The organism is Pseudomonas sp. SDO5215_S409 (assembly GCF_054071325.1).
Map to the genome: position 1 here is coordinate 1 of NZ_JBSVWN010000089.1, position 13847 is coordinate 13847.

Genomic DNA, 13847 nt, shown 5'->3' on the forward strand with positions numbered 1-13847 from the left:
GAGGCACTTGAAGCCGTAGTCAATAAGTAAATTATTTCGAAAACAGTACACTAGCGCTCGCAATACATAATAATCGTAGAGTACAAGAGAGGTTAATTTATGGAAGCGTTTCTAGGCGGCATCGTCACCATTTTTTAAAATCTAGATCTGATGGAACCTTTATTGCGATGTTGACCACTCACTACTTTAATTTCTGAAAGTTAAAAGGTGAATTTAAATGGTGAGAATGCCTCCCTCAACAGGTTATTACAATACTCAGGTAAATTCAGCTGCACAGGAAGGTAGCAGTTCGCATGCGGGTGAGTCTCTTGAGTCAAAGGCCAGGGCAGTGTATGAAAATGAAAGACGCTTTCATGGTACTGATGCCCAATCTGCCAGCAGCATAAAAAACGATGGCTTTAAATCGGGTAAGAAAACGGCCTACACCGATGCAGACTCCACTCCCCATCATTTTATTACTGGCGACAAAAATGTAGCCCGTAGCTTTGCTTCTACACACGGGTTACAAGCAGCATTAATAAGGACATTAGGGGCTCATACTAATAAGCATGCGAAGTTTGAGCGTGATCCGTTTATGCGGGACCCAACGACGCTAAGAACCAAAGATGATATAAAGCCTAAACATGTTCTTGGCGGAAAAGGCAGAGCGTCTGGCGACAACGCCGAAGTGTTCAGGAAGAGGCTCGATGATGCGGGTATTAAGGTAGGTAAGTCTGAAGCTAAAAGACTGCTCGATGAGGTGGAATCTGACTCCGATAATGACTTTTAAAGAAGCTTCCAATTAGCCGGATATTTTCCGGCTATTGCATCAACAGCCCTTACACACACAAATGCCAAGGCTGGGCGGCGGCCGTAGCCATACCACCCAGTCGCTTCCATGGCTATACGTTTGCTTGAGTTGCCACGGTACGCTGAAGTTCTTTAAGGTTTTCCAGTAGCCAGGCGGTCTTTTCCGGCTCTATCCCTTGGTCGGCCAGCGGCTGTAAATGGCCTTCAAGCTGGGCAAGAAACGCGGGTTTATCGGGCAGCCCAAACTGGTCGAAATGACTCATGAGTTCATAAGCCAAATCCAGTTTGACAGGGGCATTTTTTAAGTTGCCCATGGTTTGTAGCGCTGAATGGGCGTGTTCATCCGTCAATGGAAAATTGGGCGACAAGGTATTAAGTGCAAAGTCATGCAGCAAGTTGCCTGCGTATTTAAGTGTGCTGGTTTCCATGATCGTATCGCCAATACGTTGTTTTTCGCTGGGCTTGAGCGGCATCAAGGAAAGCTTCTGTATTGCAGTGCCCAGTACCTCCGTCAGCGCTTGCTGCTTGTCTCGTTTTTGAGCCAACTCGCCGAAGCTATACAACGGGTCTATCGTTGCGGCCATGCCGTGAATGGCGTCGGTTATCCGCTCCAGCCCTGCTGCGTGTTGCTCGCCGGGTAGGCGGGCGATGCCGTAATTGAACAGTCCTTTGACAAGTTCAATCGCTTTGCCCGGATCGGTTTCGGCGACACTCGCTAGCGCATCATATAAATGATCCAGCTGTTTTAAATCGGGTTGGGATGCCGATTGAAGATGGCTCAGGCTTTTTACAAACTCCATCGCCACGGCTGTCTTGTCCAATGCTTTGGCCGAGGGCAAATGTTCAAGTAACGTATCCAGCGCACCGGTGTGTGGGGCGTGGCGCAAGGTTGACCAGGCTTTTATGGCTGACGGGCTGGCTTTGATACTGTTGGTCTGCGCCATGGCCTCGCGCAACATCGCGCCAGACTCGGACAATGCCAGGCGGTCAGGCGCTGCCAAGTGGCTTGCCACTTCACTGACGATGTCGGGGTTGGCGTTCTTCCAGGCGCCATTGAAGCCTCGGGGCATTCTCTCGGGGCGAGAGGATTCAGCGCTTTTTGAAAAACGGGCTTCTTGCGTTGATGAGGCGCGGGGCTTGGCTTGTGGCGCGTCCGGTCGAGGGGGGGGGGGCGGGTTGAGCGCTTGGTGCACGCTCGGGAGCGCGAGGCGCTGAAGCGCTCTCTGCGGGAGGCTGAGCCGCAGCGGGCTGGTGGTTTATTCCGAAGAAAGCTCTGATCGAAACCATGGTGACGCGCGCCTGTAAATAGATGGACATTCGTTGTGAGTGGTGTCCACGCGGTTTTGGTTCCCTGGCGGGCAGCGGCGCATGTGCGGCAGAAGTGGCACGAGCCTCTCTAAAAAAGCTGTATAATGGCGTTTTGCCTTCTCTGTGTTTGAAGGATAAAACAATCGGTTGAACCAGAGAGGTGCCGTACTTGCTATTTAAAAAGACCGTCGTAAAAAAGAAAGCCCCGTTGCGTGTGCTGGAAGAGCCGTATGTGATTAATGTATTCATGCTGTTCGTTTCGCTGGCGGCGGTCTTGATCATTGTCCTGGTGTTTTACGCCTACATCGAAATGTTCGGCACACTTCGCCAGGTCAACAGGGAAGGGTGGGGGCAGTTTGGTGATTTTATCGGCGGGCTCACCAACCCTCTGCTGAGTTTCTTGGGGTTGCTGGTGCTGCTCAATACATTTTCAATGCAGCTTCGCGACTCCAAAAGAACCTCGGAGTCGATACGCAGGCAGTTGGAAGTCAGTGAAAAAGAAAAGTTTGAAAATACCTTTTTTAAGCTGGTGGATCGCTTGGACGCCTACTCCGAAGGTTTCTTGCGAGTGGCGGATGACAAAGGCGTGCTCCACGTACAAGTGCTCAGGAATTTGCTCAAGGTCGACCAGGTCGAGCTGAATAAGCTGAGTTGGAAAGAGGGGCTTGAAAAATCCCAGGCATTGACGGCCGAGGTGGTGTCCCGGGACTTGGACCGTTTGAGTTTATACACGCGCAAGGCCGTACAGTGCCTGAAGTTTTTGGATGCTTCAGCGTTGTCCAACCGCGACAAGAAGTTTTATATCGATTTTTTCCGCGATGCCTTTCATCGCTATGAGTTTTCGCTGTTCTTGTCGGTGATCTTTGTCAAACACCCCGATGTGGTGCACTTGGTGCGGCAATACAAACTTGCTCAGAGTATTCGGAGCGAATCGTTTTGCTCGGTGCATGTTGCAAAGATTTTTTCAGAGTTGGATATCTCGGCGGTTTATCCGCGTGCGGCCAATGCCCGCGTAGATTGACGTTGTGCCGCTGAGACTCCGTTGGCAAACGCGCAACCCTTCAGGCGCTGCGCGTCGTTAAACAAGCCTCAAGCCACGCGCGGCATGTACTGGTCGCGCACAAACAGCACTTCAAATCCTGCTTTCAGGATGTTCCTGTAAGACGGGCCCGGCGCATCGCCGGGAGCGGGGTGTCCGGTTTCGACATGGATACTGGTCACGCCCGCTGCCTGCGCATCTTTCACCCGTCGGTCCAACAGCAGACGCTGAGCGCCGCGCCCGCGATGCTCGGGCAGTGTCGCCCCCACGCCAAGCCAGGCCAGGCCGTCTTTGACATACAGGGCGCCGACGCCAACAGGCGTCTGGCCATCGCACGCAAAATACACGGTCCAGTCCGGCCGCCCTGCAAGCTGCCCGAACCATTGGTCGCTGCCCGGCGCAAAGCCAAAGGCGGCTTGAACCACTTCACCTGCCAGTTTGCGCTCGTCGCTGGACACTTCGCGAACGGTCAATGGGCTTTGCGCAGGCGCCACGCGGTCGCCGCTGTAGTAAAAACGGGCAATACCACCGCCGCTGACGTGCAGGCCGGCACGGGTCAGCCAGCCCGGCAATTGTTCTGGCTGGGCGTTCGGGTCAACACTGATGTTGTAGGGGGTATTGGCGTAGCGGTGTATCCAGTCGAGGTTTTCTGCCAGTTGCGCTTCGGTCAGGGCTTGCGAAACGCCGACTTTCAGCACGCGATTGAACAGCGACATGGGCATGCCTTTGTGCGCAAAGCAGGTTCCTCCGGCGAGACGCTCGGTACGCAGTTGATGTTCGCGAACATAGGCTTCAGGTGCTGCGGCAAACATGTCCAGGTACGCCAGTTCTTCGATGTGCTGAGCGTCTGTGATCAGTGTCAGGGGGCTATTGTGAGACGGTGTATGAGAGGTCATATCGACGTCCTAGGGGTGTTATTAAACGTGCAGGTTCGATTCACAACGCCTGGGCTGGCCCCTTTATTCCGCGCCCCCATGCCCTTCCAGGGTTTACTCCTGGCAGGCTGAAGGATCTTTATACGTGTGGCACCACGCCGGTTTCAGCAGGGCCCTGCAGGCGGTATCGTACTTCGCGCGTAGCTTTGCAGTGCTGGCCGCCGTCATCGGGCCCGGCGTTTCCTTGGACAACTGCGTCATGTTGACCGCCACGGCTTCCTGGTTTTCGGGCGAGAAACCCGCGTGATTCAACAACGCATAAGAGGCTTGTGACGATTGTTTGCGGCTGATGTCCGGTTGATCGCCTGCGACAGAAAGCACTTCGTAGTAGGCAGAGCAAAGCAGGTCGCGGTCTTTGGACGTGTCGGCCTGCGCTGCGATGGGTAGAGCGCAAAGCACGGCGCAGAAACTGGCGAATACAACACGACGTTGGAGCATGGGGAGTATCCATTCAAATAGGCGAAAGGGGACAGGTTGGTGAATTAAACCTGCCCCCTTTTCGGACCGTTCTCACGTCTATGCGTCGGGTCTTATTGGCTCAAGGCGTAAAAGGGGTCATCAGGTCGGTGCGGATAATAACCTGAGTTTTAGAGTTCGACAGGTCTGGCTTGCCTACGCTCCTGCCTGTATACGTCAGCCAATCAACTTGATTGCCAAGGGCGGTGCTGATCCGGCCTTCACCTTCATTGGTCCACTGTGGGCAATCTTTAGCGTCTGACTGGAACCACAGAACGGGCGCATGCGTGCCCATGGCAAACAGGCAAAGTTGGGGTGTTTGTTTGCGGGTGATGGGCCCGGTCTGATATTGAGCCGGAACCACTACGTCGTCCAAGAGCTCGGCCTGGGCCATTAAATCGGCTTCTTCTTCCCAGCGATGGGGGTCGCCCGATTCCGCGCGTGGGTTGACAAGCAGTGTCATGGTGGAGCCATCCGGTTGCTTGACACCAAAAACGCCGCTCTCTTTGTTTGTGTCCTGGAAGACAAGCTTGCCGGAAATATAATCCGTGGCGGAGGCAGACAACGGTGCTACAGCAATACACGCTATAAACACAGTAATGCATTTGATGTGTCGGTTTTTTAGATTGGACGGATTGTTTTTTAGAATGCCTAACATGCTTTGCTCATTATTTTAAGTGGGGGTGGCCGTTTCAGCTGCTTCCAAAGGGGCCGACAGCAGAAGATTCGGCGGGCGCAAACGTAGCATAGATAAATACACGCGCAATAGCATGGGTGCTCGAAATGACATTGATTTAGTTAAACTTTTTTTGCTCCGTTGGCGCGCAGTGATTATTTAAAAAATGCCTTGCTAACGATTAAGTGTTTTCTTGCAGACGGGGTGTCTCTATTTAGGTGAGGTGCGCAGTAGTTAAATAGGTTAGTGTCTTTCGCGCAGGAGTATTAACTAATAATGTTTTCAACTAAGGCGACGATTAGTGTTGCGTGAGTCAGTTTTGCCGGAAAGGCGACGATGCCAGAGGCGGTGCCCTCATGATGCTCGTCGCCCGGCCATCAATTGCGCACCACCCCGTTATCACAACGGCTAAAAGCTGTCCGTCGTCCTGAAGTCACTGCTACTGCTGGACCTCGATGGCGAAGAGCTCCCACTGGACCAGCCACCCCCCGCGCTGAACGGCACGGGCCTTGGGCTGGCAAAGGTCTGGCGGCTGGCTGCCTGGCTGCGGCGCACCACCTGGCGGCCTTGGTTGAGCAGGTCGATCACGTAACCCAGGCTCACGTCTTTGGCCATGTAGCGCCTCATCACGTCCTCAAAGTTGGCAGACAAATCAAAGTACACATCGGGCCCGGTAAAGATGTCCTTGCGCAGGCCGCGTTGCAGTTCCTTGGCGCGTCCGTAATCGCTTTTGTGTTGCTGGATTTGCGTCTGGATATCGCCGATCTGGCCGTGCAGGGCGTTCAGGCTCGCACACAGCACCTGCAATTGATCGACGATCAGGTCGTCGGCCGCGTCGGGCGTGGCGTTGGCCATGTCGATCAATTGCCCGATGCTGCGTTTTTTCAACTGATCGGTGATGCGGCTGCGAGCCCGCTGGAAGTGCGGATCTTCGTTGCACGCATAGGCCGCGAGTTGTTGTTGCAGGCCGTTGGCCTGGCGCTTGACGGTATCAACGTCGGCTTGCCGGGCTTGGGCATCGGCGATCAACGCGTTGACGCCCAGACGCTCCCGCGCTTGCAGCAATTGCGCGTCGACCGTTTCGCTCAGTGTGCGGATGAGGGTTTCACGTTCGGCCTGCAAGGCTTCGTTGCGTTCACCCATCGCGCGCAGGTCCAGCTCGTTTTTACGGTTGGCCAGGTAACGGACTTTGTTTGCCAGCCACGTGTCCATCCAGCGGTTGAGGCGGTTGCGCCGGTATCTGTCGGTGCCAAAGGCCTGGTTACGCAAGTAAACGTAAGCCGGGTTGGCGTCGAACGTCGGCAGTTTCTGTGCGTATTCCTGACTCAGGTCGGCGTAGCTGTCGGCATGCTCGCGTTGGGCGGCGTGGGCCAGGTCCAACTGTTCGGCCTGGCGTGCGTAGTGCGGGTCTTGTTCCAGGGATTCACGCGCGCGTTGGTCCAGGCTGTCCAATCGGGCTTGCAGGCTGGCTTTGTCGTCCAGCGCGCGGGCCACTTGCTGTTCGATCGCTTGCAATTGCTGCTGAAGCCCGGCCTGGGCCGCCTTGCGTTCCTTGAGCATCAGGCTCACGAGCTGGTCTTGAGGCGCGCTCTGTTCCAGTTGCAAGGTGGCGATGTTGCCCAGATGGGTCAGGATCTCTTGCTCAAGCGCAAGCTGTTGCCCGCTGTATTCCGGCAATTGCTGCTCTGCATTGCGCAGCATCAGTTCGATGTTGCGCGCGTTGCGTTCGGCGAAGCCGAGGAGGGTATCGGGGGTCATGGGCTCACCACTCCAGAATGGTTTCGACCGGGTGCATGACCCGTCCATTGAAGGTCATCGACAGGCGGTCTGCGGCCTTGTCGCCCAAGGCCCGCTCATTGATGTGGCCGTCGTCGAGTTTGTCGGCCTTGACCTTGAGATATTCAGCGCGGCTCACCCGCACGGCGAATTGGCTGGCCCACACGCGTTGGCCGGTTTCGCTGCTGGTGATCGGCAGCCGGGCCGGGTTTCCCGCCTCATCACTGGCTTGCGTGACCAAGTACCAGCTCTTGCCCTGGGTGGCGCCTGCGTCGTCGTTGCACTGCGAATTTTTGTAGCAACGCTCTACGCCAGACTTGACGCCGGAGCGATCAACGATCTGCAAGGTCAGGCGCTTGGCGGCGACGTCAAGGGCGTAGCCCAGTGTGTCGAGTTGCGTTTGGGCACCGGCGTGATCGAACTGCTCGATAGCGGCTTTGGCCTGCGCGGCGATGGTTTGCAACAACTGCTTGTCGGCCGTTGGCAGGTGGCTGGCCGCAAGGGCTGCGCTCAACCGGCCGAACTCGATGGCCAGCGGTTTGACAGCGCTGACGTTGCCCAGCAAACCCTGCAACTGCGTGATTTGCCGCTGGGTAGTCTCGAGGCCCTGGGTATCGGCGTTGGCCAGCGTCGACGCCGCCTCTGCCCAGTGGGCGGGCAGGGCGGCGAACAGCGGTGCACCGGCGAGGTAAGCGGGATCTTGTTGCAACTGGTCCAGTTGTGCACGCGCTTCGAATATCGCCGCACTGTCGTTTAGCGCCGTGTCACTTTGGGCCAGCAACGGGGCCGATAGCGATGGCTGTTCCAGCAGTGGTTGCGCCTGGGCCAGCCAGCCTTGCGCACGGGCCAGCAACCGTTCGGCCGCAGGCTCGCGGTGATGCGCCGCCTGTTGTTGCAAGGTCGCAAGACGGGCCTGCTGCGTGGCCAGGCTCGCGTGGCGCTCGGCCGTGGCGGTTTGCTCGGCGGCAAGCGCTTTTTGCGCGTTCTTGAGGGCGTTGTCTTCTATGACCACCTTGCTGCATTGCACCACCAGTGCGGCGATGGCCACGTATTGCAGCAGGCGGACGGCCTTCTGGCGATGGATAAACACAGCGGTCCAGAGCCGGTCCGTTGCGCTCAAGGGCGGCGCTTCAAACGTCAGGCGGCGGGCGAAAAACTCACGCACGCCCTGGTCGATCTGGGCGTCGGTAAACGCGATGTTGTTGCTCTGGTAGTACTCCCGAATCCGCGCCGCCACGGCAACACGCCGTTGCGGCAGGCTCAAGTGTTCGTCCACTTCCATCTGCTGGTGGCGCAACTGGTCCACCAGTGCCATTGCGCCGAGTTGCTCGGAGATCAACACGTTGTTCATCAGGCAGCCTTGGTCAACAGCGCCGCGAACTTGCGCTTGGCCTCTTCAACGGCATCGGCAATGTCGCGCGAGGCATTGCTGGACTCGGTCCGATAGGACTCGGTCAGGCCGTGCATGTCTGTCTGGAAGGTGAGGGTGGCGTCCGCCAGGGCGCGAACCGAGTCGACCTTGAGGGTGGCGCCATAGCTGGCCTTGACCGCGGCTTCCAGCTGTTGATTGCCGGTGGTGCCCAGGGCTTCGAGGCCCTTGCTGATGCCCTCGGTGGTGGCGTTCAGCGTGTGCGTGGCTTCGGCCAGGCCGCTGTTGCTGGTGAACGACACCGCAAGCCCTGTCAGTACCACTTCATTGGTGGAGAAAAACGACACCATGCGCTGGTACTGGCGTTCTTTGATGACGTGCACCTGGTTGACGCGGGCAAAGACCATTTCGGCGGTGTTGTAGCCCACCTTGAGGTCGTCGGCGATGTCCTTGACGATCTGGTAGCGCTTGTCCTCGTCTTGCAGGGCGCGCACGGCTTCGTCGCGATGCAGCTCCAGGGCGGCGCGCGTGGCCGGTTCCTGGGTTTGGGCAGCGCTCACTTGAGCATTGGCCTCGTTGAGGGCCAAGGTGCGTTGCTCCAGCGCCTGGCCGGCCAGGGCGAGCACTTGCTGGGCGTCGACTTCGGCCGCTTTCATGGCCATGCGAAAGTCCAGGTAGGCCTCCAGGATCACGCTTTCCCGGGCGATCTGGTCATTGGCCGCCTTGCACACGTTCAGGTAGTTCTCGCGGATGTCGGCGAAGCGGCTGGGAATCGAGCCGCGGCGCAGGTTCATCCAGCCAAGCTTGAGCTTTTCCAGGGTGTCCAGGCGCCCGTCGTCCATCCAGCCCGCCATGGCGGCGGCGTCTTCGCGGATGGAGGTGAAGCTTTGGGTGATGTCCATGAACCGGGCGGAAATATCCATGCCGGCGATTTGCTCGCGGACCACGCTGTTAAAGGTGGTGGACTGTTGCAGGACGGCGGCGATGGCAGTGACTTTGGCGGTGTCGTATTGCGCCACGCGGTCCAGCAAGACCAGCACCGGTGCGTCTTGAGCGGGTTGCAAAAGGTTGATGCCCAGGGTGCGCAGGCCGGTGATAGCCCGTTCCAGGTAGTTGCTCATCGAGTGTCCCTTCATGATGTGTACACAGCAGGGGCGCAAGTATACCGATCAATGAAGGCAAACCAATGGCAGTTTCATTGGAGCCAGAAAGGATCATCCTGTAATTTTTGCTGCGGTATTGAGCCTTCAATCGTGTAGGCCCTCTGTGTTTTTGGTGAAGCCTGATGTTCGTGATCCTTGCTGTAGGTGTGATGGTTGCCGTTTGGGTGTGGTGGACATACCCGCGTGTCGGCAGTGTGTTGTTCACCGTGATTGCGGCAGTGGAATCGCGGCGCGCGCGCTTGAAAGACGTTCGCGTGCCCATCGCGCGGATGACCATGGCGACCTACCAGGGGGGGAGTCACCGTGACCGGCCACCGCTGCTGTTTATCCACGGGTTCAGTGCGGACAAAGGCGTGTGGTTCGGTTTTGCGCGCCACTTCACCCGAGACTTTCGCGTGATCGTGCCCGACTTGGCCGGGCATGGCCAAACACCGTTCGAGCGGGGCGGCGACTACAGCATCGCGGCTCAAGCGCAGCGCATGATCGAACTGCTGGACGCGTGTGGCATCGACCAGGTGCATGTGGTCGGCAGTTCCATGGGCGCCTACGTCGCCACCTGGCTGGCCGTGCATTTTCCCGGGCGGGTGCTGTCCCTGGCGCTGATCGGCCCGGTGGGGGTGCACTTGCCACAGCCCAATGAGGTGGAAGCGTTGGTCAATAGTGGAGACAACCCGTTCCTGATCCACACCCGTGCGCAGTTCGACCGTTTTTTTGCCATGACCATGGCGTCGCCACCTTGGATCCCGGGCGTGTTGCTGGCGGCGGAAGCGCAAAGTTACATCGAGCGGCGTCTTGAGCTGGAAGAAATTTTTGCGGACTTTTCCGGCAGCCCGCGGCTGGAACCCTGGCTCAAGGATGTGAACATTCCGACGCTGCTGCTGTGGGGGCGCGAAGACCGAATGGTGCCGGTGGCCAGCGCGCGTACCTGGATCGAGGGCATTCCTCACGCGCAATGGGTGTGTTGGGACGGGGTCGGGCACTTGCCGATGGTCGAGCGGCCAGATGAGGCGGCCGCGCTGTACCGTGAGTTTCTTGGCTGATGAATACGGTTTTGAGTGCAGGTGGCCTCCATTGACGACCTTCAGGGGCCTGTAGCATGCTCGGCGCTGCTTGTTCAGGCCTGCTACGGGATGTTGCGGCACGAAGCGATTGAACGGGATTGGGTTCAAAAGATCGCTTTCAACCTTCCTATCCGAGATGTCCGAACGTGATCCTTCCACCCTTTGGTCGTCGGGGTTTTTCAGCCCTCGTCTTTACCGTCGCCATGGCATCGGCCGGTGTCACCCAGGCCGCCAGCCCCGAGCCGCAGGTGGGCATTCGCGCCATCGAAACGGCTTACCACCCGTTGCTTCAGGAACTGGACCAAAGCCGCGGCGCCCGCCCCAATGACGCCACGCGCCAGCGCATCACCACCGCGGCCCAGGCATTCGTGCAAGCGATCAAGCGTGATGGCGGCGCCCGCGACGACCTGCTGACCGATGTGAAAAACATCGTTGCGTCCCTGAGCGACGGCAGCTACAGCGCGGATGGCAGCATCAACGCGTTGCGTCGGGACGCCAAAGGCAGTGTGATCGATGCTGGCACCTGGAACCCGTCTTTGTCGGGCACTGCGCTGGCGCAGCCGTTCGGTACACACCTGAACCAGACCGGCGAGGGCGATTGCGTCGGTATCTCGGTGGTCAGGGCCTTTGCCAATACCCAGGCGGGCGCGCAGATCCTGCGCAAAGGCGTGACCACCAACGCCGACGGCAGTTTTAACGTGAGCCTGCCGGGCGACCCGCAGCATGTGTATCACCTGCCGGCCGCTGGCCTGGACCAATACGGCAAGGGCGACCCGGCCGCTGCCGCCGTGGTTGGCGCAATGTTCCAGTACTTCAAGAAAGACCCGTCCCAAGGTGCGCTGCCCACCAACAAAGTGATGGAACTGCTCGCTGGCCAATATGGCGACCATGAGCGGCTTCCCGACGCTGCCAGCACGCCGCAGATCATCACCGACTTTTTGCTGAAAAACGCCAATGACGTGGGCACGCGTGCGGCCATCGTATTTGGCGGTAAGCCGGCCCGTAACGGGGATTGGACCAACGGTGACGGGCATGCCTTCGCCATTATCCAGATCAACCCGGCAACGGGCATGCTCAGCTACACCAACCCGTGGAACGAGGGCGTTCAGGTGCGTACCATCGCTATCAGCGAATTGGCGCAGCAGGCGGCGGGCACATCAGCGGACTTCGAGAAGGTGAGTTTTCACGCCGCGCGCTGACGCCGGGGCCTAGAGCGGCGAGATGGTGGCGAGCATGCCAATGGCGATGGTCAATGCCAGAAAGCCACACAGAAATAACGTCATCTTAGCCATGAGGCCTCCGAAATGAACGGTCCGGCAGGAACACCCCTGTCGGGCTCCACGGCGTGCCGGGAGTGGGCTTATTGTCGGGGCGGGGCGTATTTCGGTACAGCGTCAGTTAGTGCGTAAAAAAGCGTATCAGATGAGCAGGATGGCGCCTGCGCCGCCTGTGTCCGAGCATGTATTTTCAGCGGCTCAGGGAATAAACAGCGGTGCAGCGCCGTTCTGAGTTATGTGTAGTCACCGTGTTCACTTTTTTATAGAGGCAATGCCATGTTGGGTGTAACTGATTACGGCTCTTTTGTAGTGTCCTTCATCATCCTGCTGCTGATTCCCGGACCCGGAAACCTGGCGTTGATCACCTCCACAGGCAAGGGCGGCTTCAAGGCCGGGATGGCGGCGACTCTCGGTGTCATGATGGGCGACCAAGTGTTGATGTGGCTGGCGGTGGCCGGCGTTGCGGCCATCCTGCAAACCCATCCCGTGGTGTTTCATGCCATGCAATGGTTGGGCGCGGCTTACCTGGCCTGGCTGGGCGTGAGCCTGTTGCTGGCCAAGCCAGGCGCAGCGCCCATCCTGGAAATCAAGCCTCGGCACTACCTGCGCCAGGGGATGACCATTGGTCTGCTGAACCCCAAGACCATTATTTTCTACATGGCGTTTTTTCCGCTGTTCATTGACCCTGCCAGTAACCCCGGCATCGAAACCTTCGCGCTGATGTCCGCCACTGTGGCCACGTTGACCCTGATCTACGGCTCCATCGTGGTGACACTCACCGGTTTTCTTGCCAACCGGTTGCGCGCCAATCAAAAGGTTTCCCAGGCGTTGCAAAAACTGGCCGGGGTCTTCCTGATTGGTTTTGGTTTGAAACTGGCGGCCATGCGAGCGTCATAAAAACGCGGCAGTGCTCACCAGGGTTGGCTATTCTCCACCCACACATGGCCAGCCATGTGTGGGTGTAGGGCTGTTTTTAATCCGGGCGAGCGGGGAATGAGTAAAACATTAGCGGCGCTGTCGTTTTTGATGACCCTGGTCTGGGTTTCAGTCGTGATTGCGGTGATGACCTACTTTTCATAGCGATGCCGTTGGCCATGTGCCGAGGGGCGGGGTGGGTGTCTCGACGCGGTGGGATTTGCCTTCGAGGTATGTAGATCACTGATCTGGCGAGCTTTTTTCTTGCACGGCCAATGAATTTTTGTGTGAAAAAGACCGCTTGCAAACTTGCGTCAGGGGGGCTGGATCTATATATTCCCTAGCCTGCTGCAACGCGCTGCCGCCCGAATGGCGAAACTGGTAGACGCATGGGACTTAAAATCCCCCGCTCGTAAGGGCGTGCCGGTTCGATTCCGGCTTCGGGCACCATGAATATCAAGGGCTTGCATGACATACATCATGCAAGCCCTTAGTTCTTTTTTCCGCAATCAAAAAATCTTTTCCGCAATTCGTGACCGTTAGTCACCTCGTAGGGGTGACCTTCATGCCCTTTCGCATACGGATGTACTGTTCTGTCATCCCTACGGTGGTGTGCCCAAGTTGGTCTCGAGCTTCTCTGATGCTCCCTGTTGACTCCTCTTTATCCGTGGCCGCTTTTGCTCGTAGGTCGCGCATCTGAAATTCTGCTTTTGGAATCCCGGCTGCTTCCCTGGCGTCATCGAACCTTTTTCTGAGCATGCTGGTCGTCATCGGCTGCCCAGAGTCGATTACTACCAGGCGTGTTGATCTGATTTTCTGTCCGGCCTTTCGCGCCATGATTCGATCTATTACGACTTTGAGCTCACCAATGATTTCGATCCTTCGTTTAGCCCCAGTTTTGCCTTGCTGGACGGAGAGCTTTCCGTCGTTTATGTCGCGCTCATCCATCTTCAATGTGTCAGCGACCCTCTGGCCTGTTAGATAGAACAGGTCCAAAGCATCTCTTAATGGTTGATCGGCATGCTGGTTGTAGTGGTCTAATGAAACCGGACACCCATTTAGGCGAGAATGCTCGCCATAGAG

At 57.4% G+C, this 13847-nt stretch carries 13 protein-coding genes and 1 tRNA gene; 6 read left to right on the forward strand and 8 right to left on the reverse strand.

Annotated elements, in window-relative coordinates; genetic code table 11:
- The first annotated feature begins 217 nt into the window (after nt 1-217).
- Nucleotides 218-769: a hypothetical protein gene (locus ACW9H9_RS27105; protein ID WP_457346412.1), complete on the forward strand. Its 552-nt coding sequence runs from the start codon at nt 218-220 to the stop codon at nt 767-769.
- A gap of 112 nt (nt 770-881) precedes the next feature.
- Here ACW9H9_RS27105 and ACW9H9_RS27110 read toward each other — a convergent pair whose 3' ends face one another.
- Nucleotides 882-1859 (reverse strand): hypothetical protein, encoded by a 978-nt coding sequence (locus tag ACW9H9_RS27110; protein WP_457346413.1) that lies wholly within the window; start codon nt 1857-1859, stop codon nt 882-884.
- A gap of 407 nt (nt 1860-2266) precedes the next feature.
- On the opposite strand from ACW9H9_RS27110, the gene ACW9H9_RS27115 reads away from it, so the two are divergent.
- A complete protein-coding gene (locus ACW9H9_RS27115; protein ID WP_457346414.1) occupies nt 2267-3118 on the forward strand; it encodes a hypothetical protein in 852 nt (283 codons plus the stop codon).
- A 68-nt stretch (nt 3119-3186) separates the two neighbouring features.
- Here ACW9H9_RS27115 and ACW9H9_RS27120 read toward each other — a convergent pair whose 3' ends face one another.
- From ACW9H9_RS27120 to ACW9H9_RS27145, 6 genes are all read right to left on the reverse strand, one after another.
- Nucleotides 3187-4032 (reverse strand): GNAT family N-acetyltransferase, encoded by an 846-nt coding sequence (locus ACW9H9_RS27120; RefSeq protein ID WP_457346416.1) that lies wholly within the window; start codon nt 4030-4032, stop codon nt 3187-3189.
- 93 nt (nt 4033-4125) lie between these two features.
- On the reverse strand, nt 4126-4509 hold the full coding sequence (locus ACW9H9_RS27125; protein ID WP_457346417.1) for a hypothetical protein: 384 nt from the start codon (nt 4507-4509) through the stop codon (nt 4126-4128).
- 100 nt (nt 4510-4609) lie between these two features.
- Nucleotides 4610-5185, reverse strand: a complete 576-nt coding sequence (locus ACW9H9_RS27130; protein WP_457346418.1) for a hypothetical protein — start codon at nt 5183-5185, stop codon at nt 4610-4612.
- Nucleotides 5186-5611: 426 nt separating this feature from the next.
- Nucleotides 5612-6961 carry a hypothetical protein gene (locus ACW9H9_RS27135; protein ID WP_457346419.1) on the reverse strand — a complete coding sequence of 450 codons (1350 nt, stop codon included), beginning with the start codon at nt 6959-6961 and terminating at the stop codon, nt 5612-5614.
- Nucleotides 6962-6965: 4 nt separating this feature from the next.
- Nucleotides 6966-8330, reverse strand: coding sequence for a DUF6384 family protein (locus ACW9H9_RS27140; protein WP_457346420.1), 1365 nt, complete (start codon nt 8328-8330; stop codon nt 6966-6968).
- Nucleotides 8330-9469 (reverse strand): merozoite surface protein 3b, encoded by a 1140-nt coding sequence (locus ACW9H9_RS27145; RefSeq protein WP_457346421.1) that lies wholly within the window; start codon nt 9467-9469, stop codon nt 8330-8332. Before ACW9H9_RS27145 ends, ACW9H9_RS27140 begins: the two co-directional genes overlap by 1 nt.
- A 164-nt stretch (nt 9470-9633) precedes the next feature.
- On the opposite strand from ACW9H9_RS27145, the gene ACW9H9_RS27150 reads away from it, so the two are divergent.
- The 4 genes from ACW9H9_RS27150 to ACW9H9_RS27165 all read left to right on the forward strand — a co-directional run bounded on the left by ACW9H9_RS27150 (nt 9634) and on the right by ACW9H9_RS27165 (nt 13214).
- Nucleotides 9634-10551 carry an alpha/beta fold hydrolase gene (locus ACW9H9_RS27150; protein WP_457346423.1) on the forward strand — a complete coding sequence of 306 codons (918 nt, stop codon included), beginning with the start codon at nt 9634-9636 and terminating at the stop codon, nt 10549-10551.
- A gap of 167 nt (nt 10552-10718) precedes the next feature.
- Nucleotides 10719-11771 carry a hypothetical protein gene (locus ACW9H9_RS27155; RefSeq protein WP_457346425.1) on the forward strand — a complete coding sequence of 351 codons (1053 nt, stop codon included), beginning with the start codon at nt 10719-10721 and terminating at the stop codon, nt 11769-11771.
- A 354-nt stretch (nt 11772-12125) separates the two neighbouring features.
- Nucleotides 12126-12746: a LysE family transporter gene (locus ACW9H9_RS27160; protein ID WP_457346426.1), complete on the forward strand. Its 621-nt coding sequence runs from the start codon at nt 12126-12128 to the stop codon at nt 12744-12746.
- Between the two features lie 381 nt (nt 12747-13127).
- A tRNA-Leu gene (locus ACW9H9_RS27165) sits at nt 13128-13214 on the forward strand.
- A gap of 93 nt (nt 13215-13307) precedes the next feature.
- On the opposite strand, the gene ACW9H9_RS27170 is transcribed toward ACW9H9_RS27165, so the two are convergent.
- Nucleotides 13308-13847 (reverse strand): tyrosine-type recombinase/integrase (locus ACW9H9_RS27170; RefSeq protein ID WP_457346427.1); only part of this gene is annotated, 540 nt, incomplete at its 5' end.